General features: G+C 35.6%; 18 protein-coding genes and 1 tRNA gene. 9 read left to right on the top strand and 10 right to left on the bottom strand.

Annotated elements, in window-relative coordinates; translation table 11 throughout:
* Positions 1–87: 87 nt before the first annotated feature.
* The 7 genes from clpP to ACY0M5_RS00760 form a co-directional block, all read right to left on the bottom strand.
* Positions 88–762, bottom strand: coding sequence for an ATP-dependent Clp endopeptidase proteolytic subunit ClpP (clpP, locus tag ACY0M5_RS00790; protein ID WP_461630493.1), 675 nt, complete (start codon positions 760–762; stop codon positions 88–90).
* A gap of 150 nt (positions 763–912) precedes the next feature.
* On the bottom strand, positions 913–2,262 hold the full coding sequence (gene tig, locus ACY0M5_RS00785) for a trigger factor (RefSeq protein WP_461630492.1): 1,350 nt from the start codon (positions 2,260–2,262) through the stop codon (positions 913–915).
* Positions 2,263–2,369: 107 nt separating this feature from the next.
* Positions 2,370–2,451, bottom strand: a tRNA-Leu gene (locus ACY0M5_RS00780).
* A gap of 141 nt (positions 2,452–2,592) precedes the next feature.
* Positions 2,593–3,327 (bottom strand): LPS export ABC transporter ATP-binding protein, encoded by a 735-nt coding sequence (gene lptB, locus ACY0M5_RS00775; RefSeq protein ID WP_124992587.1) that lies wholly within the window; start codon positions 3,325–3,327, stop codon positions 2,593–2,595.
* Positions 3,328–3,434: 107 nt separating this feature from the next.
* Positions 3,435–5,951, bottom strand: a complete 2,517-nt coding sequence (locus ACY0M5_RS00770) for a DUF5686 and carboxypeptidase-like regulatory domain-containing protein (RefSeq protein ID WP_461630491.1) — start codon at positions 5,949–5,951, stop codon at positions 3,435–3,437.
* An 80-nt stretch (positions 5,952–6,031) separates the two neighbouring features.
* Positions 6,032–6,856, bottom strand: coding sequence for a twin-arginine translocase subunit TatC (gene tatC / locus ACY0M5_RS00765; RefSeq protein ID WP_124992585.1), 825 nt, complete (start codon positions 6,854–6,856; stop codon positions 6,032–6,034).
* Positions 6,857–6,883: 27 nt separating this feature from the next.
* Entirely contained in the window at positions 6,884–7,852 is a 969-nt protein-coding gene (locus ACY0M5_RS00760; RefSeq protein ID WP_124992584.1) for a KpsF/GutQ family sugar-phosphate isomerase, read from the bottom strand.
* A 265-nt stretch (positions 7,853–8,117) separates the two neighbouring features.
* Between ACY0M5_RS00760 and recQ the strand changes: the two genes are divergently transcribed.
* Positions 8,118–10,295 carry a DNA helicase RecQ gene (recQ, locus tag ACY0M5_RS00755; protein WP_461630490.1) on the top strand — a complete coding sequence of 726 codons (2,178 nt, stop codon included), beginning with the start codon at positions 8,118–8,120 and terminating at the stop codon, positions 10,293–10,295.
* Positions 10,296–10,344: 49 nt separating this feature from the next.
* On the opposite strand, the gene ACY0M5_RS00750 is transcribed toward recQ, so the two are convergent.
* Positions 10,345–11,526: a hypothetical protein gene (locus ACY0M5_RS00750; RefSeq protein ID WP_461630489.1), complete on the bottom strand. Its 1,182-nt coding sequence runs from the start codon at positions 11,524–11,526 to the stop codon at positions 10,345–10,347.
* Position 11,527: 1 nt separating this feature from the next.
* The gene (locus tag ACY0M5_RS00745) at positions 11,528–12,547 is read right to left on the bottom strand and encodes a lysylphosphatidylglycerol synthase transmembrane domain-containing protein (RefSeq protein WP_461630488.1); all 1,020 of its coding nucleotides are present in this window, start codon (positions 12,545–12,547) and stop codon (positions 11,528–11,530) included.
* A 216-nt stretch (positions 12,548–12,763) separates the two neighbouring features.
* Here ACY0M5_RS00745 and rsmA point away from each other — a divergent pair, with 216 nt between their 5' ends.
* The 8 genes from rsmA to rodA all read left to right on the top strand — a co-directional run bounded on the left by rsmA (position 12,764) and on the right by rodA (position 22,495).
* Positions 12,764–13,555 carry a 16S rRNA (adenine(1518)-N(6)/adenine(1519)-N(6))-dimethyltransferase RsmA gene (rsmA, locus tag ACY0M5_RS00740; protein WP_461630487.1) on the top strand — a complete coding sequence of 264 codons (792 nt, stop codon included), beginning with the start codon at positions 12,764–12,766 and terminating at the stop codon, positions 13,553–13,555.
* Positions 13,556–13,578: 23 nt separating this feature from the next.
* Positions 13,579–14,940 (top strand): magnesium transporter, encoded by a 1,362-nt coding sequence (gene mgtE / locus ACY0M5_RS00735; protein WP_124992579.1) that lies wholly within the window; start codon positions 13,579–13,581, stop codon positions 14,938–14,940.
* Positions 14,941–15,222: 282 nt separating this feature from the next.
* A complete protein-coding gene (purH, locus tag ACY0M5_RS00730; RefSeq protein WP_461630486.1) occupies positions 15,223–16,755 on the top strand; it encodes a bifunctional phosphoribosylaminoimidazolecarboxamide formyltransferase/IMP cyclohydrolase in 1,533 nt (510 codons plus the stop codon).
* A 29-nt stretch (positions 16,756–16,784) separates the two neighbouring features.
* Entirely contained in the window at positions 16,785–17,807 is a 1,023-nt protein-coding gene (locus ACY0M5_RS00725; protein ID WP_124992577.1) for a rod shape-determining protein, read from the top strand.
* A 46-nt stretch (positions 17,808–17,853) separates the two neighbouring features.
* Positions 17,854–18,681 carry a rod shape-determining protein MreC gene (gene mreC / locus ACY0M5_RS00720; RefSeq protein ID WP_124992576.1) on the top strand — a complete coding sequence of 276 codons (828 nt, stop codon included), beginning with the start codon at positions 17,854–17,856 and terminating at the stop codon, positions 18,679–18,681.
* Positions 18,678–19,181, top strand: a complete 504-nt coding sequence (mreD, locus tag ACY0M5_RS00715) for a rod shape-determining protein MreD (RefSeq protein WP_124992575.1) — start codon at positions 18,678–18,680, stop codon at positions 19,179–19,181. The genes mreC and mreD overlap by 4 nt, the downstream gene beginning before the upstream one ends.
* A gap of 18 nt (positions 19,182–19,199) precedes the next feature.
* Positions 19,200–21,056 carry a penicillin-binding protein 2 gene (gene mrdA, locus ACY0M5_RS00710; RefSeq protein WP_461630485.1) on the top strand — a complete coding sequence of 619 codons (1,857 nt, stop codon included), beginning with the start codon at positions 19,200–19,202 and terminating at the stop codon, positions 21,054–21,056.
* A gap of 14 nt (positions 21,057–21,070) precedes the next feature.
* Entirely contained in the window at positions 21,071–22,495 is a 1,425-nt protein-coding gene (rodA, locus tag ACY0M5_RS00705; protein ID WP_124992573.1) for a rod shape-determining protein RodA, read from the top strand.
* On the opposite strand, the gene ACY0M5_RS00700 is transcribed toward rodA, so the two are convergent.
* The gene (locus ACY0M5_RS00700) at positions 22,434–23,072 is read right to left on the bottom strand and encodes an acyl carrier protein phosphodiesterase (protein WP_124992572.1); all 639 of its coding nucleotides are present in this window, start codon (positions 23,070–23,072) and stop codon (positions 22,434–22,436) included. The two genes, rodA and ACY0M5_RS00700, sit on opposite strands and share 62 nt — an antisense overlap.
* Positions 23,073–23,345: the final 273 nt, after the last annotated feature.

The following is a 23,345-nucleotide window of genomic DNA, read 5'->3' as shown; positions in this document are numbered from 1 at the left end:
GTTTCTTATTTGTTATACTAAAAATGCAAAGTTAAGAATTTTATGCTTAACTCTGCATTTTGTTATTCTGATTTCTATTTAGTTAGCTTATTGCTCACGGATAAGCACTTCGTCAATCATCCCGTACTCCTTTGCTTCCGTGGCTGTCATCCAATAATCACGATCAGAGTTTTTCTCAACTTTTTCGTAAGTATTTCCAGAATGATCAGCAATAATAGTATAAAGTTCTTTTTTCAGTTTTAAAATTTCGCGCGCAGTAATTTCGATATCCGAAGCTTGTCCTTGAGCACCACCCATTGGCTGGTGAATCATTACTCTTGAGTGTTTAAGAGCAGACCGTTTTCCTTTTGTTCCTGCAGTTAATAAAACAGCACCCATCGAAGCAGCCATTCCCGTACAGATAGTTGCAACATCACACTTGATGTACTGCATGGTATCGTAAATTCCTAAACCCGCATGCACTGAACCTCCGGGAGTGTTGAAATAGATTTGGATATCCTTTGAAGGCTCTGTTGATTCTAAAAACAGCAATTGTGCCATGATAATATTGGCTACATAATCATCAATTGGAATACCAAGGAAGATAATCCGATCCATCATAAGACGGGAGAACACATCCATTGACGCAACATTTAGCTGTCTTTCCTCAATAATAGTGGGAGAGATGTAGCTGTTGTGGATTGAAGTGTATCTATCTAAGTTTAGGCTGCTTATGCCTATGTGCTTTGTAGCAAATTTATTGAATTCATCTTTTGGTATCATAGCGAAGTGATTTTATATTTCGTAGACCTAAATTAGTTAAATTTTCCCCATTTGAAAAGAATGGCTTAACAAAATCTGTATTTTATAAGACAAAAAGAAAACCACGCTTTTTGAAAGCGTGGTTTTAATGTCGTATTAAGGTGTACCGACTTATTCAAACAGCTTGTTGAAATCCTCAGTAGAAATCTCTTTTTCGTCCAGTTTAACGGTTCCTTTGATGTATTCAACAACTTTATCATCAGCTTTACGCTCATAAATTTTTCTTTGCTCGTCTTGATTTTGCATCATTTGCTGAGCGTAGTTGTTTAAGTACTCTTCAGGTACATCCATCATTCCGTATTGCTGAAATTGCATTAATGCTTGTTTTTTAGCAAATTCCATAACTTCTTCCTGGCTAACTTTCAGATCATTCTCTTGAATTAATCTGTTTTTGATCAATTGCCATTTGAATTCGTCAGCATAATTTGCAAAATCAGTATCAACCTGCTCTGCGGTCATATCCTTGTTTGTAGAAACAATCCAACGTTTCAAGAATACTTCAGGAAGTTCAATTTTTGCTTTTTTCACCAATTTGGCTTTGGCATCGATCAGGAATTTGTAGTCACTGTCGTTAACCAATTGTTTTTCGATATCTTCTTTAATTTTATTCTTGAATTCTTCCTCTGAAGATACAGTTCCTTCGCCAAATACTTTATCGAATAATTCCTGATTCAATTCAGCATTAACAAATTTGGTGATTTCGGTAATTGTAAATTGGAAATCAGAGTCTAATGTTTCAGCTTCTTCTTTCGAAATGTTTAGCATAGAAGCGATGTCTGATTTGTTTTCAAAAGCTTTAGCAGGATTGAAAACTATTACATCATCTTTTTTAGCTCCAATGAATTTCTTTTTAGCGTCTTCGTCTTTCATGTATTCTAAAGACATGGCAACATTTTCGCTAACAATTCCTTCTTCAATTAGTTTTCCGTCAGCATCAACCTGAGCGTAGTTACCTTTCAAAAGTTCTTTTTCTTCAACAACTTCAGCAGCATTGTTTGATCCGAAACGACGGGAGTGCATATCAACACCGCTCTGAATCATTTTCTCGTCAACAATAATTTTGAAGAAGTCGATTTTATCTTTCTTGCTTAGGTTAAGCGTATATTCAGGAGTTAAAGCAATATCAAAAGAGAATTCGAATTCAGTGTCTTTTTCCCAGTTGATTTCCTTTTGTTCAGTTTCATTTGGAAGAGGTTCGCCCATGATATTTAAATCATTTTCACGAATATACTTCATTAGCTCCTCGCTAAGAATTTTGTTAATTTCATCAGCTAAAACAGGAGTTCCGTACATTTTTTTAATCACACCCATAGGTACTTTACCTGCACGGAAACCATTGATATTTGCTTTTTTACGATAGTCTTTCAACACATTGTTTACTCGGGTTTCGTAATCTTCTTGAACAATCTGTAATTTGATTACAGCATTTAAATCATCAATATTGGTTTTTGTAATGTTCATTTTTTAGCTATTATAGATAAAACCTCTTTAATTGAAAAAAAACCGCCTCACGATCGATACATATCAGTATCGGAAGTACGGGCGGTTTAAGGTTATTCTTTTTATTGTGCGGATGAAGGGACTCGAACCCCCACGCCTCTCGGCACTAGATCCTAAGTCTAGCGCGGCTACCAATTACGCCACATCCGCGGGTTAATTGCGGTGCAAATATAGAGCTGTTTTTTATAATTTGCAATACCTGCCAGAAAAAAAATGAAGTTTTTTTTGAGTAATATAGTAAGTCTGAATTTTGATCGAATACTGAATCAATTCAATTCTCTTGAAAATGAGCTATTTTGCAGCTCTTCGAAGCTCAAAGTTCTTCCCTAAATAAACTCTTCTTACATCTTCATCTGCTGCAAGTTCTTCAGCAGTTCCTGATTTAAGGATATTACCTTCGAATAGAAGATAGGCTCTTTCAGTAATGGAAAGAGTTTCCTGTACGTTGTGATCGGTAATTAGAATTCCAATGTTTTTATCTTTTAAGTGTCGGACAATGTCTTGGATATCTTCAACCGCTATTGGGTCGACACCTGCAAACGGCTCATCTAAAAGAATAAATTTGGGTTTGATCGATAAAGCTCTTGCAATTTCGGTTCTTCTTCTTTCGCCACCCGATAGTTGAATACCAAGACTTTTTCTGATTTTCTGCAGGCTAAACTCGTTCAGCATTTCTTCCAATCGTTCTTTCTGGTATTCTTTTGAGAAATCAGACATTTCAAGTACAGCTCTGATATTGTCCTCCACACTTAGCTTTCGAAACACAGAGGCTTCCTGAGCTAAATATCCAACACCTAATTGCGCTCTTTTATAAACAGGTTCATTTGTAATTTCGCGGTCGTCTAAAAAGATTCTTCCACCGTTTGGCTGAATCAGCCCAACAATCATGTAAAATGAAGTGGTTTTTCCAGCACCATTAGGTCCAAGTAAGCCAACAATTTCACCTTGTTTAACTTCAACAGAAACACCTTTAACTACAGTTCTGGTCTTGTATCTTTTTATTAAATTTTCAGCTCTTAAAATCATCGTTGTTCAATATATTTAAGGATCGGAATGGTGCAAATATAGAAAAGATCTGTGAGAATTAAACTTTGTATGTAAGTTCAAAGCCGGTCAGTAATTTCTTCTGATTATTAAAAAGTAAATTGGAACATCGCCCGGATACCAAAATTTTCAAAATCCTGATATGGATTGTCTTCCAAATGATTTAACCGCCACATAGCATCAATTCGTATAAACTTAAATATGTTTTCAATTCCTACACTTGCTTCAAAGTAAGGTTTGCTTACATCCGAAAGTCCATTTGGGAAAATCATTTCAGCTTCAGTATTGTTTAATGAGCCATTGTTCTTGTCACTTAAGCTGCCAATTAATCCTTTTCCCGATACAACAGTTCTCCATTTTAATTTCCTGAATAATGGGATTCTGTTTAAAATGAGTCCGTTAAAGTGATGTTCAACAAATAAACTAACGTATTGGTCACTTGTGAATTCGTAATAGTTCATCATGTTAAATGCATACGGATCAAAAGCGTAAGTCTCGTTTCCTTCGTGCAGATGAAGGAGTGGGTAAGGAACTTTTCCGAATAATTTCCCTGCAGTAACTAAATAGTATAGATTTCCCAAGGGAGGTAATTCTATGGTGTGTTCAATGCTTAAATCAATTTTTTGATAATTGTGATCGGCACCCAAAACATCTTTCATGCCCATAGTAAGGTAAAGATTGAATATGGGGAACGGTCCACCCAGATGAACTCTTTCGAATTCACCCATTATTACTCTTTCATTTTTGGTAAATCTGGTTCTTAGCTCAATTTCCGAAGATGTTATTCCAGGAACAGGTATTCCTCCGCTTGCATCAGGAGCATTAAATGGAACATATTGGGTTGGGGTAATGTCACGATAGCGAAATTTTAAAGTGTTCGAAAATCCCTGAAACCATTCTTTCTCGTAATGAGTTTCAAGTTGATTAACCATCGTGAGTTTATTGTTTGGGTTTCGTTTCAAAATAGAGGATAGAATATTCCCTTCGGTAAATGCATTTGGACTTTTTCCTAATTGCTGAATATCATGTTTGTATTGTACTCCGAAAGTTTCTCTTGGGAGCTTATTGATCATGTAAAGAAATCCCAATCCATATTTGAATTTATTGTCTTTATCACCGTAGGCTAAATGACCGTTAAACATTATCTTGGTGCTGAATTGGTTCGAAGTTCTCCCGCCAAACATGAATCTGTTTCCTTCAATTTCGTTGAAGCTGTAAAGTTTATAATACGGGCCGTATTCAAAGTTCCCTTTCACGTAATAGCCTGTAACAAATGTTTGGATAATATCAATTATATTTTTGTATAAGGGTACGTTTTGAATCGAATCAACCATAGCGTAAATGCCCGATTCTCTTTCTGATAATTGATACGGACGGGCATTGTCCCAATACTCTTTGGGTTGTTTTAAGGCGGTCTCTTCAACAATAACATTATTGTCGAGCTTAATTATTTCCTCTTTTATTGGTTCATTTAGTTTAATGTTTTTGTAGGAAATTGATTTTCTTCCAAAAAAGCCCATTTGTTTGGTTGAATCTTTTTCTGTTATCATAAAATCAACAAAAAGATTTTGCTTTTTTAAGAACCAGGTACTGTCGTTTAGTTTCTGAAATTCATTATTGCTAACCAAATCTTTAACCCAGTTAAGGTTCACATCTTTTGCGATACGCATCTGCATGTTTTGTATGGCAAAGGTGGTGTCGGCTACCCAAAAATCTCCTACAAAAGTTGGTTCCTGCTTTCTTTTAGGCTTAAATGACATGTGATAGCACCAGCTGCCTTCCCTGAATGCGCTGTCAGTTAAGTAGTATTTGTAATAGCGAAGACCGCCATCTGCAATAGGACTTACAAAACCCATATTGAAAAGATCAATAAAGTTGTCGTAAATATTTACATTTTGATGAAGCTGTCCTGTAAATTGTGCCAGACTTGCGTTGTCGTTTATGCCAGACATTTGCGATGCTTTTATAATCTCTCTTTCCACTCTTGGCTTTTTCTGAAAATGATAGTCTGAAAGAGATTCGGTAATAAAAACAGGTAAATAAGGTTTTCCGGTTATTACAGAGGTGTCAATGTAATCAAAGACAAACTGGAATTGCCGCATGATTTTTTTATTCTTAAAACTATCTTTGATATTGTTCAAATCCATTTCCATTTTGGTGTAGGATTCGTATTGATATGAATCGAACCGGGAAGGATTATTGTCTTCTTTTTTTGCGATAATTTTACGGAGAAGTACATGTGCAGGATTCTCTCCGGGAGTAACAACAATTTCTGCCAAGTCGAACGTTTCTGATTTTAATTCGATATTGATAGTTTGAAAGCTGGCTTTTTGAATTTCAAATACCTGTTCTTTATAACCTACAAAAGAGATGTACAATAAATCTGATGGTGTTCTTGTTTCAAGAAAATACTGTCCATCAAAATCCGAAGTTGTACCAATGGTAGTTCCCTTGAATGCAATATTTACAAACGGAAGCGGTTCTTTAGTTTCCGAATCAATTATTCGGCCTCTTATTTTTGTAGTTTGTGAAAAACTAGAGCAAGTTAAGCCTGAAATAATAAGAATAGTAAAGAGTAAAAATCCTTTTTTTAGAATCTGATTCATAAATATACAATAGTGATAGTCCGGATAAAAAGTAACCCAGACTTTAGTCATGTGAAAATACAAATAAACTGTGTAATTGTTTAACCCAAATTTGCTTGTTGGTTTTTTTGAACCTGCTTCGAGATTTTAATACCTATTTCGTAAAGCAACATCAATGGTAAACAAACCAGTATCTGACTAAAGATATCCGGAGGAGTGATGATTGCTGAAAGAATAAGAATTAAAACCACAGAGTGTTTTCTGTATTTTTTTAAAAACTCAGGGGATACCAAACCTATTTTACTTAAAAAGAAAATAAGAACGGGCAGTTCAAATATTACACCACTTGCCAAAACAATTGAAGTAATAGATGAGATGTAGGATGTTAGGTTTATTTGATTCAGAACCTGATTACTTATACTGTAAGATCCTAGAAAATGGACTGATAGCGGGGTTATAAGGTAGTAGCCAAAAAGAACTCCAAGAGCGAATAAAAATGAAGTGTAAAAAATAGATCCTCTTGCATGCTTCTTTTCATTGTCGTATAAAGCTGGTTTTAAAAAGCTCCAGAATTCGTAAAATATGTATGGGAAACTGGCAATTATGCCAATCACTAAGGAAACACTTATGTGTGTTGCAAATTGCCCGGCCATGTTAATATTTATAACCTGAAACGGATGGATGTTAATTTTCAGAGATTCAACTCCTGTGTATTCGGATAGTTTGAAAAACATTCTGTTTGTAAAGAATTCCGGGTTTTTTGGCGCAAGAATCAATACATTAAATATGAAATCATAAAAGATAAAAGCAGCTATTGCAAAAACCATAACGGCAATAACCGATCTCATTAAGTGCCATCTTAGTTCTTCCAGATGTTCAAGAAAACTCATCTGGTTTTCTTCATTTGTTGCTTCTTTATCCGACATGCGTGTTGATTTACTAATTGCGACAAGTTATACAATTCCTTCTTTTAAGATGTCATGCAGATGAACCATTCCAACATATTTTTCATTTTCGACAACTGCAAGCTGAGTGATGTTGTTGTCTTCCATTAGTTGGAAAGCATTAATTGCAAGTGAATGCGGATCAATAGTCTTCGGTTTTGGAGACATGATATCGCGGGCAGTTAATTTGCTTACATCTTCATTTTGTTCAAGCATTCTACGGAGGTCACCGTCAGTGATTATTCCAACAAGTTTATTCTCTTTATCAACAACGGCAGTAGCCCCCATTCTTTTTGAGGAAATTTCAAGGATAATCGGACGAATATTTTCTTTTTCGGATACTTTGGGGGCCAGATTAATTTTGTAAAGATCACTAACCCGTAAATATAATTTTTTCCCAAGAGCTCCTCCCGGGTGATATTTTGCAAAATCCTGACTGGTGAATTGTCTGCATTCCAATAAGGAAACTGCTAAAGCATCTCCAATGACAAGTTGAGCAGTAGTCGAATTTGTTGGTGCTAAATTGTTCGGATCGGCTTCTTTTTCGACAACGGCTTTTAAAACATAGTCCGATTCTTTTGCAAGAAAAGAATCCAATCCGGAAACCATCGCGATTAACGTATTTCCCATATTTTTGATGAGTGGCACTAAAACTTTGATTTCCGGTGTGCTTCCACTTTTCGAAATACAAATAATAATGTCATCAGGAAGGATCATTCCTAAATCCCCATGAATAGCGTCGGCCGCATGCATGAATAAGGCTGGGGTACCTGTTGAATTAAGGGTTGCCACAATTTTGTTGGCAATGTTGGCACTTTTACCAATTCCCGTAATTACAACCCGACCTTTACTTTTTAAGATCAATTCAACAGTATTAACAAAATCTTCGTCAATATACTCTTTTAGTTGACTAACGGTTTTTTCTTCTTCTGCAATTGTTTTTATTGCAATTTGCTTAATATCGTATGTAGGCTTCAAATCTTCTTGTTTTTATTTTATGTACAAAGCTAATTAAACTCAGATAAATGAAACTTTAATAATTAGTTAAAATCTGTTAATTGCAGTTTTTGTTTTGAATTGTACAAGTGTTTATCTAAATTTAAAATACAAAAGTATCGAAATTTGCAATACGGGAATGAATGGTGATGTGAAAATTACCATTTAAAAATTTTAGGTTGCTAAGTAAAATGTTAATTTAGCCAACCGCATATATTTTTGGGAAAAAAGCATATCAATAGGAAACATGGGAAAGAACTTTGAATTATCAACTAATTTAAAGAAGTATTTTGGATTCGAGAATTTTAAGGGAAATCAAGAACCGGTAATTCAAAATATCTTAAGTGGTAACGACACATTTGTGTTGATGCCCACAGGTGGGGGAAAGTCATTGTGTTATCAATTGCCTTCGCTAATGTTGGAGGGTACAGCAATTGTTATATCCCCATTAATCGCTCTGATGAAAAATCAGGTTGATGCAATGAGAAATTTTGGTGAAGATGATGGCGTAGCTCATTTTTTGAATTCCTCTCTCTCCAAATCAGCTACCTTAAAAGTAAAAGAAGATGTTCTGGAAGGCAGAACCAAGCTTTTATATGTAGCTCCGGAATCGTTAACAAAAGAAAGTAATATTGAGTTTCTTAAGCAGGTGAAAATTTCTTTTTACGCTGTTGATGAAGCGCATTGTATTTCTGAATGGGGGCACGATTTCAGGCCTGAATACAGGAAGATTCGTTCAATAGTTAATGAAATTGGTTTGGCTCCGATAATTGCACTTACTGCAACGGCAACACCTAAAGTACAACATGATATTCAAAAGAATTTGGGGATGTTGGATGCATTGGTTTTTAAATCATCATTTAACCGGCCTAATTTATATTATGAAGTTCTTCCAAAAGTAAATGCGACCAAAGAGATCATTAAGTTTATTAGGGCAAATACAGGAAAATCAGGAATTATATATTGTTTGAGCCGAAAAAAGGTTGAGGAATTGGCCGAAACGCTTCAGGTTAATGGAATTAAAGCTGTTCCTTATCATGCAGGAATGGATTCGTCAACACGTTCCGGGAATCAGGATAAATTTCTGATGGAGGATGTGGATGTTGTGGTTGCAACAATTGCTTTTGGAATGGGTATTGATAAGCCGGATGTTCGGTTTGTAATTCATTACGATATACCAAAGAGTTTAGAAGGCTATTATCAGGAAACAGGAAGAGCTGGTCGGGATGGCGGAGAAGGGCGATGCCTGACTTTTTACAGCTATAAGGATATTCAAAAGCTTGAGAAGTTCATGCAGGGAAAACCTGTGGCAGAGCAGGAAATTGGCAGACAGCTTTTGTTGGAAACAGTTTCGTTTGCAGAATCGGCTATTTGTCGCCGAACAATTTTACTTCATTATTTTGGGGAGAATTATATTGATGCAAATTGTGGCAATTGTGATAATTGTTTGCATCCTAAGAAAGAATTTCAGGGAGAAGAATTTGTTATTAAAGCATTGAAACTGGTTAAGCTGGTTAAGGAGCGCTTTAAAATCGATCATTTGGTTAATATACTCACCGGTGAAATGAATTCTTCGATTAAATCATATAAGCATGATGAGTTGGAGATGTTTGGTTGTGGTAAGGATAGGGATCAGCATTTTTGGAATATGGTTTTTCGAAGAGCGTTGGTTCATTCTTTAATTGAAAAGGATATTGAGCAGTATGGGGTGATTAAATTTAAACCCGAAGGGCGTAAATTCCTGAAAAATCCGGTACCTTTTATGCTTACCGATGATCATGATTTTGAAGGTGTTGATTTGGAAGCAACAAAAGCGGCCAGCACGGCAACTGTCGATACTGCTTTGTTGTCAATGTTGAAAGATTTAAGAAGGCAGGTTGCTAAGAAAAAAGAGGTGCCTCCATATGTGGTTTTTCAGGATCCTTCTCTGGAAGAAATGGCCATTCATTATCCAGTAAACATTGAAGAACTGTCTCATATACAAGGGGTAGGGGCTGGTAAGGCAAAACGGTTTGGAAAGGAGTTTGTTAGTTTAATAGGCAAGCATGTTGAGGAGAATGATATCGAAAGACCGCAAGATATGGTTGTTCGCTCTGTAGTTGACAAATCTAAATTTAAGGTTTATATTATTCAGAGCGTAGACCGGAAAATGGATTTGGAAGATATTGCTGAAGCCAAAGGAATGGCATTTTCTGATCTGCTTAGTGAGATGGAGGCTATTGTTTATTCAGGAACGAAACTGAGTCTGAATTATTATGTGGATGAGACGATTGATGAGGATCGTCAGGAGGAAATCTTGGAGTATTTTGACGAAGCCGAGACTGATAGTATTGAAGCAGCTCTTGAAGAGTTGGGAGAAGAAGATTTTTCGGAAGATGATATTCGCTTAATGCGGATATTGTATCATTCCGAAAATGGATTGTAAATTATTTAGGTAAAATACAGCAAAAGCTGCTCAAAGTCGAGCAGCTTTTTTATTTTATAATTACGGACCGTTTAAATTCTTTTGTTTCATCGAACAACTTTCGGTAAGTATAATGAGTTTTGTAGATTTTTGCTCCAATGTGATCCATCAAATGGCTCATTCTTGGATTGAAATCACCTATCCAATTCATTTCCAAATTTAAAAATGGAAAACTTGAATCAAAACCCGATTTGGAGAATTCGTAAATCATTGCGGCCTCAATACCACGCTTTTGAAACTCAGGAATCACTCCGAATATTAGGCCCAATGCATTTTTGTTTTTTTGCAGGTGTTTGTAGTAGATGAAGCGAAGTTTTGCATAAAGGTTCATTTTACCATTTATATGCTGCAGAAGTTCATTTAAGTCCGGAATCATTATGAAAAAGCCAATGGGTTCTTTTTTGTGATAGGCAAACCACATCAATTTTTCATGCATGATTGGTTTTAAGGTCTTGAACAGGTCTTGAGTTTGTTGTTCGGAAATACCTTCAATGCCTGGTATTTCCTTCACCCAGGCTTCGTTGTAGACGTGTACAAAATCCTTTATCAGTTTGTCTGAGTTTTTTTTGTTGAAATGGATTATCTGGTATTCGTTGTTGTTTAGAAGTCTTTTAGCTTTCCATTTTATAATTTCACTTAAGCTTTCGACTGCAAACTTAGTTCGGTAAGTATATTGTTTAAAGTAGACTTGGAATCCGTAAGAGTCGAAAAAATCCTGATAGTATTTAAAATGGTAAGGCATACAATAAACAGGTTTGTGATCTCCGTCAACATGAAGTCCCCACCATTGATGCCTTTCTCCAAAATTAATTGGTCCATCCATGGCTTCAATTTGTTTGTCTTTCAGCCAATTTTTGCAAGTGTCAAATAGAGCGAAGGCTGCGTCTTTATTGTTAATGCATTCGAAAAAGCCCAGTCCTCCAGTTGGCTGATCGTTTAGATCTTTTGTTTTATGGTCTATAAAAGCTGCGATTCTGCCTATTGTTTGTTTATTCCGATCCTGAAGAATCCAGCGTATACATTCTCCATGAGTAAACATTTTGTTTTGTTTCGGATCAAAAACCTTCTCAATGTCCGAATCCAGAGGCCGAATCCAGTTTTTCATTTTCTGATAAAGTCGTACCGGAAGTTCAATGAATTCTCTTTTTGAATTAAGATCGTTAACTTCAATAATGGTAAAATCGATTCTCATCTCAAATTTTGGACTTTATTAATTTCACTTGCTTTCGGTTTGCTATTGGCAGAGCAATTACTGAGGCCGCACCTAGTATGATAATCATAGCTGTTTGTGCGCCGTGCACAACAAGAGCAAAGCTTTTCGACATGGTTTCGATGTTGGCAACTTCAGGAAGGTAAATCAGGAGAGTTCCGATCACCATAAAATGCCAGGCACCAATTCCTCCTTGAACGGGAGCAACCATTCCAAAACTACCCATTACAAAAACGGTCAGTCCGGCAATCGCGGGAAGATTTGATGTAAATCCGAAACTGAAGAAACAGATATACGTCATCAAATAATACATAATCCAAATAAAGACAGTATGGAAGACAAACGACCATTTGTTATCGAGTTTCTTAATGGCGCGAAAGCCAGCCATAAAATTGGAAAGAGTTTGATCAATCTTCTTAAAAACAACTGTGTTTTTAAATTTTTTTCTTAAAATCCAAATTAGGATTGATACAGCAGCAATTACATATAGAGTATTTGCGGATGCAAATACATTTGATAGCTTGTTGCTGACTTCAGGATTATTTGAGAAGAAATGAGAGATAACCGAAAATTGTGTTGATAATGCTATTAACAGAAAAATGATTAGCATGATTATATCCAGTACTCTTTCAAGAACTACTGTGCCGATCAATTTGGAAAAAGAAATATTTTCATACTTGCTGATTAAACCACATCTTGAAATTTCGCCCATTCTTGGGAGTGCAAGATTTGCAAAGTAACCGACCATAACCGCAAGAAAAGTATTGATTGTTCTGGGTTTTTTTCCTAAGGATTCAATGAGCATATTCCATCGAATGGTTCTGCTGATGTGACTCAGCAGACCAAAAAACAGCGAAAGAAGAATCCAGTAATAATTGACTTCATTTTTTAAAGTGAAAATTAGCTCAGAGGTATTTTGACCTCGGTAAACGTACCAAAATAAGAAACAACTAATTGAAAAGAAGATTAGAAATTTTATGATATGTATGAGATTTTTCTTCAAAATTGATAATTTTAGAGTTAGGATTTTATAGAAAAAACTAACTGAAGTTAAATTTTAAGCAAGTATAAGCTGTGTTTCTATTATTAAGTCCTAAATTTGCCGGGCGATAAATCAGCTACAAAAATAAGTAAATGTTTGAAATCTCCTTTGAAAAGCTGCTGTTTTTAATTTTTGTTAGTTTGAGATGCTGAAATAAAAGGGATTAATTGGATGGATATGGGATACGTTAGGGCAAAAAAGAGTTTAGGGCAGCATTTCTTAAAAGATTTGAATATTGCCAAAAAAATAGTGGCAAGTATGAAGGCTGATAGCGTTTCGAAGGTACTTGAGATTGGTCCGGGAATGGGAGTGTTAACACAATATTTACTTACAGAAGAGAGATTTGAAACTCATGTTGTTGAGATAGATAGAGAATCCGTAGCTTATTTAAATAAAAATTTTCCGGAATTATCAGGAAGAATAATTGGAGAGGATTTTCTAAAATATGATTTATCAAGACTATTTTCGGAGCCTTTTGCTGTAATTGGGAACTTCCCTTACAATATTTCCTCTCAAATATTCTTTAAAGTTTTGGATTATAGAGATCAAATCCCTGAAGTTGTAGGAATGATTCAGAAAGAAGTTGCGGAAAGAATGGCCGCTGTTCCTGGAAATAAAACATATGGTATCTTAAGTGTGCTTATGCAGGCTTTTTATAATATAGAATATTTGTTTACTGTTAGCGAAACAGTATTCGACCCACCTCCAAAAGTTAAATCTGCAGTAATTCGTATGGAAAGGAATACTACCGGCAGATTGGCTTGTGATGAAAAACTATTCTTCCGAGTCGTTAAATCCGGATTCAATCAGCGCCGGAAAACCTTGCGAAATTCTTTAAAATCGGTATTGGGCGATTACAAGCTTGATGATGAACTTATGGCTCAAAGGCCAGAGCAATTATCAGTAGATCAGTTTGTTTATTTGACCAATAAAATTGAAGAATTAATAAACACGGAATTAAGAGAATAAAATCACAACTAAAATACATTGATATGCAATTTGAATTGACTCGCGAGTACATCGATCAGTTAAAAAGAATTATCGAAGAGAAGGATGAGGCCGGGGCAATTGGTATGATGGATGGATTGCATCCTGCTGATATTGCCGAAATATATGATGAGCTAAATACAGAGGAGGCTAAATTTCTGTATTTACTTCTCGATATTGATACGGCTGCAGACGTTTTAGCTGAATTGGAAGAAGATGACCGGGATCGGTTTTTAAAAGTTCTTCCTATTGAAGTTATTGCAAAGCAGTTTATTCACAGGATGGATTCCGATGATGCTGCCGATGTGATTGGTGGTATGTCGGAAGAGCAGCAAGAGGAGATTCTCTCCCATATTGGAGATATTGAACAAGCGGGCGACATTGTAGATTTACTTCATTACGATGAAGATACTGCAGGAGGATTGATGGCGAAAGAGTTGGTGATGGTTAATGAGAATTGGACCGTTCTGACCTGTCTGAGAGAATTAAGCCGCCAAGCTGAAGATATTGATGAGATTTACTATGTGTATGTTGTTGATGATGATGGTATTTTAAAGGGCACTCTTTCCTTAAAGATTATGATTTTGAGTCCGACATCAGCAAAAATCAGTAATATTTATCAGCCGGATGTTATGTCGGTTCATACCGATGAGCCGGATGAGGAAGTGGCCCGAATCATGGAGAAGTATGACCTTGTGGCAATACCGGTTATAGATAGTATCGGACGATTAATGGGACGCATTACCATTGATGATGTTGTAGATGTGATTCGTGATGAGGCCGAGAAAGATTACCAAATGGCATCTGGTCTTACCGAAGATGTTGAGTCAAGTGACTCGGTTTGGATTCAAACAAGAGCGCGTCTTCCTTGGTTGTTAATTGGTTTAATGGGGGGACTTATAAGTGCCTTTGTAATATCAAGGCACGAAGGTGATTTGGGAAACTATACAGCTATGGCATTTTTTATTCCGTTGATTACTGCAATGGGAGGAAATGTTGGTGTTCAATCGGCGGCGATTATTGTTCAGGGGTTGGCAAGTAATTCATTGGGTTTTGAAAGTACAATCAGTCGGTTGTTAAGAGAGCTGATGGGTGCATTCCTAAATGGTATAATTTGTTCGGGCTTGGTTTTCATTGTTAACTTATTTCTGGTTGGGCATTCTTTTAGCTTAACAATAAGTGTGTCGGTTGCATTGTTCTCAGTTATTATTTTTGCATCAATATTTGGTACACTAATTCCATTAACTCTGCATAAAATGAAAATTGACCCTGCTTTGGCAACTGGTCCCTTTGTAACTACCTTGAATGATATCGTGGGTCTTTTTATTTATCTATCAATTGGAGCCTATTTTTTAAGCGTCATTTAGTTCTTCTTTTTGGGAGTAATTTTATTAGAATGGAAATTTCAAGTATAAAAAAATAGTTTTTTGTATGAAAAGTTGCTTGATATTTTTTTTCAATGAAAAAGTTCAATAAAAATCTTTTTTAGACCGTGTTTTTTTTAGGTTTTTCTTAACTTTGCGTGAGGTTTTTTGAGGTTAGGTAAGTGTCTATTATTAAAGTATTTACAGTCTTGTCTGAGCCTATTTTATTTTTCGAGAGAAAATAAAGTTTACGCCATTTTATAAAATTATCCAAATAAGAGAATTATGAAGAGAGCGCTGATCAGTGTGTTTGATAAAACAAATGTTGTTGAATTTGCTAGAGAATTAACAGGTTTAGGATGGGAAATCATCTCTACAGGTGGAACTTCTGCTAAATTTAAGGCTGAGGGAATTCCTGTAATGGACATTTCAGATCTTACTAAATTTCCTGAATGTTTTGATGGACGTGTAAAAACGCTGCATCCAAATGTTGAAGGTGGAATTTTAGCAATTCGGGATAATGAAACCCACATTGCTCAAATGAATGAATTGGGAATTGAGCCTATTGATATCGTTGTTTGTAATTTGTATCCATTCAAAGAAACAATTTTAAATCCTGAGGCTGGTCACGAAGAAATTATTGAAAATATTGATATAGGTGGTCCAACAATGTTGAGAGCGGCTGCCAAGAATTATAAGTTTGTTAATGTAATTACTGATCCTGAAGATTATTCAAAAGTAATTGATGAATTAAAATCAGGCGAAGACACGAGTTTAGAAACAAAAGAATATTTAGCAGCTAAAGTATTTGAGCATACTGCTCATTACGATGCATTGATTTCCGGGTATTTCAATAAAAAACTAAAAATTACATCTCCAAAAACATTAACTCTCACATACGAAAAGATGCAAGATCTTCGTTACGGAGAGAACCCTCATCAGAATGCGACTTTTTATAGCCAAATTCAAGAAACGGAAGGAACTTTAACAGCGGCTAATAAAATCCATGGTAAAGAACTATCTTACAACAATATTGGAGATACAGATGGAGCTTTGGAAACCTTAAAAGAGTTTGAAGAGCCTACAATTGTTGCCGCTAAGCATGCTAATCCATGTGGAATTGGTAGTGCCAAAACAATTTCAGAAGCTTTTCAAAAAGCTTATGATGCTGATCCGGTTTCAATTTATGGTGGAATAGTGGCTTCAAATCGTGAAATTGATAAGGCAACGGCCGAAATTATGAGTGGAATTTTTCTGGAAGTAATAGTTGCTCCATCATTTAGCAAAGAAGCTTTGGAAGTATTAACAGCGAAGAAGAATTTAAGATTATTGGAATTGCCGGAAATTTTAAAATCGGATTATTCCTCATTTAAAGGGAAAACTGTTTTAGGAGGTTTCTTAATTCAGGAAATGGATAAGGAATTAATTGGTGAAAAATTAGAAGTAGTTACCGAAAGAGAACCATCGGAAAGTGAAATGGAGGATTTGATGTTTGCATGGAAAACAGTGAAACATGCAAAATCAAATGGAATTGCCATAGCAAAAAATAAAACGACATGTGGTGTTGGTCCGGGACAGGTAAGTCGTATTTGGGCCTTGGAAAATGCTATTCGTCAGGGGGAGGATCGAATTGCAGGAAGTGTTTTAGCTTCTGATGCATTTTTCCCATTCTCAGATTGTGTAGAAGCAGCTCATGCAGCAGGAATAACTGCTATTATTCAACCAGGAGGTTCGATAAGAGATAAGGATTCTATTGAGGCAGCTAACAAATTTGGAATTGCTATGATATTTACAGGAATGAGACATTTTAAGCATTAAAATAAGATAACAGAGATTTATACTACCATATGGGATTTTTTTCATTTTTAACTCAGGAGATCGCGATTGACTTAGGGACAGCAAATACGATTATTATCTGTAATGATAAGATTGTAGTTGATGAACCATCAATTGTAGCTATTGATCGTCGCACCGAAAAAATGGTTGCGATTGGCGAAAAGGCTCGCCAGATGCAGGGCAAAACCCACGGAAACCTAAGAACGATTCGTCCGCTTAGAGATGGCGTAATTGCTGACTTTAATGCTGCAGAGCAAATGATTCGTGGGATGATCAAGATGATCAACAAAAAACCTCGTCTGTTTCCACCATCATTACGCATGGTGATTTGTATTCCTTCGGGAAGTACGGAAGTTGAAATGAGAGCGGTGCGTGATTCTTCAGAACATGCCGGAGGACGTGATGTATACATGATTTATGAGCCAATGGCGGCAGCTATAGGTATCGGTATTGATGTTGAAGCGCCTGAAGGAAATATGGTAGTAGATATAGGAGGAGGAACAACTGAAATAGCAGTGATCTCATTGGGTGGAATTGTAACTAATAAATCGATTCGTATTGCAGGTGATGATTTGACTTCTGATATTCAGGAGTATATGCGTCATCAGCACAATATCAAAATTGGTGAAAGAACTGCTGAGGAAATAAAAATTCAGGTTGGATCTGCATTGTCTGAGTTGGAAGAGCCACCAAATGATTTCCGGGTGCAAGGACCAAATCAGATGACAGCACTTCCTATTGAAGTACCTGTATCTTATCAGGAAATTGCTCATTGTCTGGAGAAATCAATCTCGAAAATTGAAATCGCAATTTTAAGTGCATTGGAGCAAACACCTCCGGAATTATACGCTGATATTGTAAATAGAGGAATTTACCTTGCCGGTGGTGGTGCATTGCTTCGCGGATTAGATAAGCGATTAACAGATAAAATAAATATTCCATTTCACATTGCGGAAGATCCATTAAGGGCAGTTGCACGTGGTACTGGAATTGCACTAAAAAATGTAGATAAGTTTTCGTTTCTGATGAGATAATCAGGAACGAAACTTATTTTGGTTTAACAGGGATTTGATTTTTTGAATGAAGAATTTATTACATTTTATCGTAAGATTTCATTTTACGATCATTTTTGTTGTAATTGAAATTTTTTGCATGTTATTGTTAGTCAGCTACAATAACTATCAAAAGACAGAGTACCTGAATTCGAGTAACGCCCTTACCGGAAGTCTTTATGAGAAAGTTTCTTCCATGACCGATTATTTGGCTTTGGCTGAAACAAACGAAGAATTAAATAAAGAAAATACCCGATTGAAAAATATTCTGGCTGAATCATACAAGATGTCAGTCGATTCGTCTGTTCTTTATAATGATTCTTTATATCAACAGCAATACCTTTATCGAACCGCCAAAATCATTAATAATTCTGTTAATAAACAACTGAATTATATTACTTTGAATAAAGGCAAGTTAAATGGAATTCAGCCAGAGATGGCTGTAGTTACAGATCATGGTGTTGTTGGTGTTGTAAAAAGTGTTTCAAATAATTTTTCGACCGTAATTTCTTTATTGAATAGCCGAATAAGTGTTTCGGCTAAAATTAAGAAGAACAATTATTTTGGTTCCCTTTCCTGGGATGGAAGAGATTATAAATCAGCACGTTTGTATGAAGTTCCGATACATGTGTTAATTCAGACAGGAGATACAATTGTTACCAGTGGTTATTCATCAATTTTTCCAGAGGGAATATTGCTGGGTACAGTACAGGAAATTTTGCCAAGTTCAGGAGGTAATTTTCATGAATTGAGAATCGCCTTTTCCAATGATTTTAAAAGTCTGTCATACGTGAAAGTTATTGGTGATTTGATGAAAACTGAACGCTTGGAACTTGAAAAGGAGGTGGTCGAATGAATCAGATCGTAAAAAATATAATAAGATTTGTGGTTCTTGTATTTATCCAGGTTGCCATATTAAATAATATTCAAATAAGTGGTTTTTTAAATCCTTATATGTATATCTTATTCATCTTATTACTTCCATTTGAGACTCCGAACTGGCTTTTGTTGGTTTTGTCGTTTTTTTTGGGATTAAGTGTAGATCTTTTCTCCAATACTCTTGGTATGCATGCATCCGCCAGTGTCTTTATGGCGTACTTGCGTCCATACATATTAAATTATTTGTCAGTAAGAGATGGTTATGAACAAGGGACAACGCCGAGTATTCTTCATTATGGATTTGGATGGTTCTTTAAGTATTGCTTGATATTAGTAATTGCTCATCATAGCTTTTTGTTTTTTATAGAAGTATTTTCTTTTTCCAATCTAAGTGAAACCATAACCAGAATCATTCTTAGTACATTCTTTACTTTAAGCTTACTCATTACATCTCAATTCTTACTTTTTAAAAAATAGATCAATTAATAATATAAAATGAATAATTTCTCAAACCGAAAATATATTATTGGCGGAATAATCATTCTGGTTGTTCTAATTTTCATTATCCGTTTATTTAACCTTCAAATAATTGATGACACCTATAAATTATCTGCTGAGAATAATTCTCAAAGGCAGGTAACACAATATCCGGCAAGGGGATTAATTTATGATAGGAATGGAAAATTGTTGGTGTACAATCAGGCAGCTTACGATCTGATGTTGATCCCCAGGCAATTGGGAGTTTTTGACACCACAGATTTTTGCCAATTATTGGGAATAGAAAAATTAGAATTAATTGAAGGAATTGCTAAGGCAAAGCATTATTCTTATCGAAAGGCATCTATTTTTTTAAAACAGTTTTCGTCTGAAAGATATGCTGTTTTGCAGGAGAAGTTATATAAATTTCCCGGTTTCTTTGTTCAGACGAGAACATTGCGGAAATATCCATTCAAAAGTGCTGCCCACGCTTTAGGATATCTTAGAGAAGTAACCAATCAGGAGATTAAAAGTGATCCGTATTTTAGACAAGGAGACTATATTGGGAAAAGTGGTATAGAAAGAACATATGAAAAAGAACTTCGTGGCGAAAAGGGAGTAAAAATTTATTGGGTTGATGTTTTTAATCGAATAAAAGGATCGTTTCGGAATGGGAAATTCGATGAAAAAGCAGTCTCAGGTAAAAATTTACACACGAGTTTAGATATCGATTTACAGCAATACGGTGAGTTGTTGATGCAAAATAAAAAAGGCGGAATTGTTGCGATTGAACCCCACACTGGTGAAATATTAGCAAAAGTATCCAGTCCGGGATATGATCCTGAAATGTTTGTTGGGCGTGCAATGAATAAGAATTATCAGATGATGGTTCAAAATGATTCATTGAAGCCTTTGTTTGATCGAACAATGCAAGCGCTGTATCCTCCAGGGTCAATATTTAAATTAGTAAATGCTTTGGTTGCTCTTCAGGAAAATGTAATCAGCCCTGCTACAAGATTTGAATGTCACAGTGGTTATCATGTTGGTAATTTTACGATGGGATGTCATTCTCATGCATCTCCTTTGGATTTGCGTCATGCAATTCAGCAATCCTGTAATGCTTACTTTGCAAATGTATTTCGTTACATTTTGGAAAGTCCTAAGTTTGGTTCTGTTCAGGATGGGTATACTGCATGGAGAAAGGATGTCACTTCTTTTGGTTTTGGAAGTGAACTTGGCATTGATTTACCGAATGAAAAAACAGGTTCTATTCCCACAAACGAATATTATCAGACTAAGTATCGTAAGAATTGGAGGGCCTTAAATGCAATCTCCCTTGCAATAGGACAGGGTGAATTGCAGATAACACCAATGCAGATGGCAAATATGATAGCTGCAATTGCCAATAGAGGCTATTATTATATTCCTCATATCGTAAAGGCTGTTGGAGAGGATGGGGCTTTGGGGAAAAAGTATCTGGAAAAACATTATACCAGTGTAGACTCTTCTAATTTTACACCTGTAATTGATGGTATGGAAATGGTAGTTACAGGAGGTGAGGGAAGTACTGGAGCATTGGCAGCGATTAAAGATATTCGTGTGTGTGGTAAAACAGGAACAGTTCAGAATTCCGACGAAGCAGATCATTCTGTTTTTGTTGCATTTGCGCCAAGAGAAAATCCGAAGATTGCTATTGTTGTTTATGTTGAAAATGGAGTGTGGGGAAGTAGATATGCAGCCCCGATTTCAGGTTTAATGATCGAGAAATATCTAAAAGGGGAGATTTCTGAAAACAAAAAATGGCTGGAAAAGAGGATGCTTGATGCTGATTTAATTAATCAGGCAGCAGCTCCCAGTGCAGGAGTTATTGAATAAATAATAACGTTGGGATGACAAGAAAGGTAAGTTTAATAAAGAATCTGGATTGGTGGACAATTTTTATATATGTTCTGCTTGTTTTTCTTGGATGGATAAATATTTACGCCGCAGTATACAATGAAGAACATCAAAGTATTTTTGATATTAGTCAGAGATATGGAAAACAATTAATGTGGATAGGAGCAGCTTTCTTCCTCGCGATGGTTATTCTGATTATAGAAGGTAAATTTTTCTCCGCATTCGCTTATCCCACCTATTTGGTCATGATTTTCCTACTTGTTGCCGTACTAATATTTGGAAGGGAGGTCAACGGTGCCCGATCATGGTTTGAGATTGGCGGAATTCGTTTACAACCTGCAGAGTTTGCTAAATTTGCAACTTGTCTGGCTATTTCACGATACATAAGCCAGTTTAATTTTAAAATACACAAATTTAAGTCTTTGGTTGTAGCAGGAGTTATTTTATTCACTCCGGCTGTTTTAATAATTCTGCAGCGAGACGCCGGATCGGCTTTGGTATATGTGGTTTTCATATTGGTGTTATACAGGGAAGGACTTTCAGGTATTGTTTTATTTGTTGGTTTTTTATCAGCAGTATTATTTATAGTAACACTTCTTTTAGCCAAGTTATATGTGCTTCTGATGATTTTAGGATTTTCTTTTGTATGTCTGAAATTTATGGGGCTTCGGTTCAAACAAATAATAATTGGTCTGTCAGCATTATTTATCGGTTTTGGTTTGGTTTGGGGTGTAGTTAAAGCTTTGCAATTGGATGTTTCCACCTATATGATATTAGTAATATCAGTAAGTTTAAATATTGTACCCTTCTTATATTATATTTATAGAGAACGACTTAAGAATGTCATTTGGGTTTTGTTGATTGCTGTTGGCAGCTTGTTTCTTACATTTTCGGTGAGTTATTTGTTTGAAAATGTTTTGGAATCTCATCAGCAAGAACGTATAAACGATTTGTTAGGAATTGAGTCGGATCCTTCCGGTGCGGGATATAATGTGGCTCAATCAAAAATTGCAATTGGATCCGGAGGATTTTCAGGAAAAGGATTTTTGAATGGAACACAAACGAAATTTAAATTTGTTCCCGAACAAAGTACCGATTTTATTTTCTGTACGGTAGGCGAAGAATGGGGATTTATTGGTTCTACTGCAGTTTTATCCCTTCTATTACTGTTAATAATTCGTTTGTTGTTTTTGGCCGAAAGGCAACGATCTCCTTTTAGTCGGATATATGGATATGGCGTAGCTTGTATATTGTTTTTTCATATGGCAATAAATGTTGGTATGACAATTGGCCTTGCTCCGGTTATAGGAATTCCTTTGCCATTTTTTAGTTATGGAGGATCTTCCTTGTGGGCGTTTACAATTTTGTTATTCGTATTTCTTCGTTTAGATGCCAATCGTATGGAGTTGCTACGATAATTTGATGTTCATTGCTGACATAGCTAATAAGATCACTCATGAAGCAGTCAAATTCAGTTTCAATATCTTCATATTGATCGAGGAGTGTTTTTATTGCATAATCGGTCTGATCGGGCAAACTGGTTCTGCGTGACATGATTTGTAATGCAGTTTGTAAACCGTCAATTGTTGAATAGCTTTCTAATCTTCTGCTTTGAATTAAGAAAGGAAGAAATAGTTTTACTTTCTGAGGAAGAATCAAATAGTTCTTCACTAATATTTCATGTGATTTGTTGACAAAGCTTGAAATGGGCTGAGTATGATATTTATTCCATTTTTTTGCTAAAAAATGGTCATATATCATATCGACAATAACTCCTGAGTATCTTTTATATCCATTTTTAAGTCTGTTTGAGCTTTGTAAAACAATTGGATGATGATCAGTGAAGTGATCAATATTTCGATGCAGGAGAATTCCTTTTTGAATTTCGGGATGATAATCCTTGTATTTATTACCCTTAATGTAATCACCAATAAAGTTCCCAATCTTCACTTTTTCCGAATTACCTGAAAGGTATTGGTGTGCTAAAAAATTCATGTTTCATCAGTCTTGTTTCCCCAAAATAAGCAATAAATAATAATTTCAATTAATTTTTGTATTTTCTTTTTTTAAGGGAAAGTGTTTGGGTATTGACAATATGGAAGTTAAAAAGTTTTATAACAACGGAAAAACTAAATAAGTTATGACAGTTTTGTGACAAAGTCAATTTTTTTGCTCGTGTTAAGCAACAGGCTCAAAATCTACAACTTAAAGTCGTTAAAATTAGAGAAAATCCTTTAAAGTTTTAATTTTAAGTGTTCATACCTAATA

This window comes from Labilibaculum euxinicum, from assembly GCF_963678175.1.
Lineage (GTDB): Bacteria > Bacteroidota > Bacteroidia > Bacteroidales > Marinifilaceae > Labilibaculum > Labilibaculum euxinus.
The sequence above is the reverse complement of the archived record's forward strand: the minus strand, read 5'-3'. Positions and strand labels throughout refer to the sequence as shown.

Bases quoted from the DNA above. Each gene is read 5' to 3' on its own strand.
- clpP (WP_461630493.1), bottom strand. From the start codon at position 762: ATGATACCAAAAGATGAATTCAATAAATTTGCTACAAAGCACATAGGC.
- tig (WP_461630492.1), bottom strand. From the start codon at position 2,262: ATGAACATTACAAAAACCAATATTGATGATTTAAATGCTGTAATCAAA.
- lptB (WP_124992587.1), bottom strand. From the start codon at position 3,327: ATGATTTTAAGAGCTGAAAATTTAATAAAAAGATACAAGACCAGAACT.
- ACY0M5_RS00770 (WP_461630491.1), bottom strand. From the start codon at position 5,951: ATGAATCAGATTCTAAAAAAAGGATTTTTACTCTTTACTATTCTTATT.
- tatC (WP_124992585.1), bottom strand. From the start codon at position 6,856: ATGTCGGATAAAGAAGCAACAAATGAAGAAAACCAGATGAGTTTTCTT.
- recQ (WP_461630490.1), top strand. From the start codon at position 8,118: ATGGGAAAGAACTTTGAATTATCAACTAATTTAAAGAAGTATTTTGGA.
- ACY0M5_RS00750 (WP_461630489.1), bottom strand. From the start codon at position 11,526: ATGAGAATCGATTTTACCATTATTGAAGTTAACGATCTTAATTCAAAA.
- rsmA (WP_461630487.1), top strand. From the start codon at position 12,764: ATGGGATACGTTAGGGCAAAAAAGAGTTTAGGGCAGCATTTCTTAAAA.
- mgtE (WP_124992579.1), top strand. From the start codon at position 13,579: ATGCAATTTGAATTGACTCGCGAGTACATCGATCAGTTAAAAAGAATT.
- purH (WP_461630486.1), top strand. From the start codon at position 15,223: ATGAAGAGAGCGCTGATCAGTGTGTTTGATAAAACAAATGTTGTTGAA.
- ACY0M5_RS00725 (WP_124992577.1), top strand. From the start codon at position 16,785: ATGGGATTTTTTTCATTTTTAACTCAGGAGATCGCGATTGACTTAGGG.
- mreC (WP_124992576.1), top strand. From the start codon at position 17,854: ATGAAGAATTTATTACATTTTATCGTAAGATTTCATTTTACGATCATT.
- mreD (WP_124992575.1), top strand. From the start codon at position 18,678: ATGAATCAGATCGTAAAAAATATAATAAGATTTGTGGTTCTTGTATTT.
- mrdA (WP_461630485.1), top strand. From the start codon at position 19,200: ATGAATAATTTCTCAAACCGAAAATATATTATTGGCGGAATAATCATT.
- rodA (WP_124992573.1), top strand. From the start codon at position 21,071: ATGACAAGAAAGGTAAGTTTAATAAAGAATCTGGATTGGTGGACAATT.
- ACY0M5_RS00700 (WP_124992572.1), bottom strand. From the start codon at position 23,072: ATGAATTTTTTAGCACACCAATACCTTTCAGGTAATTCGGAAAAAGTG.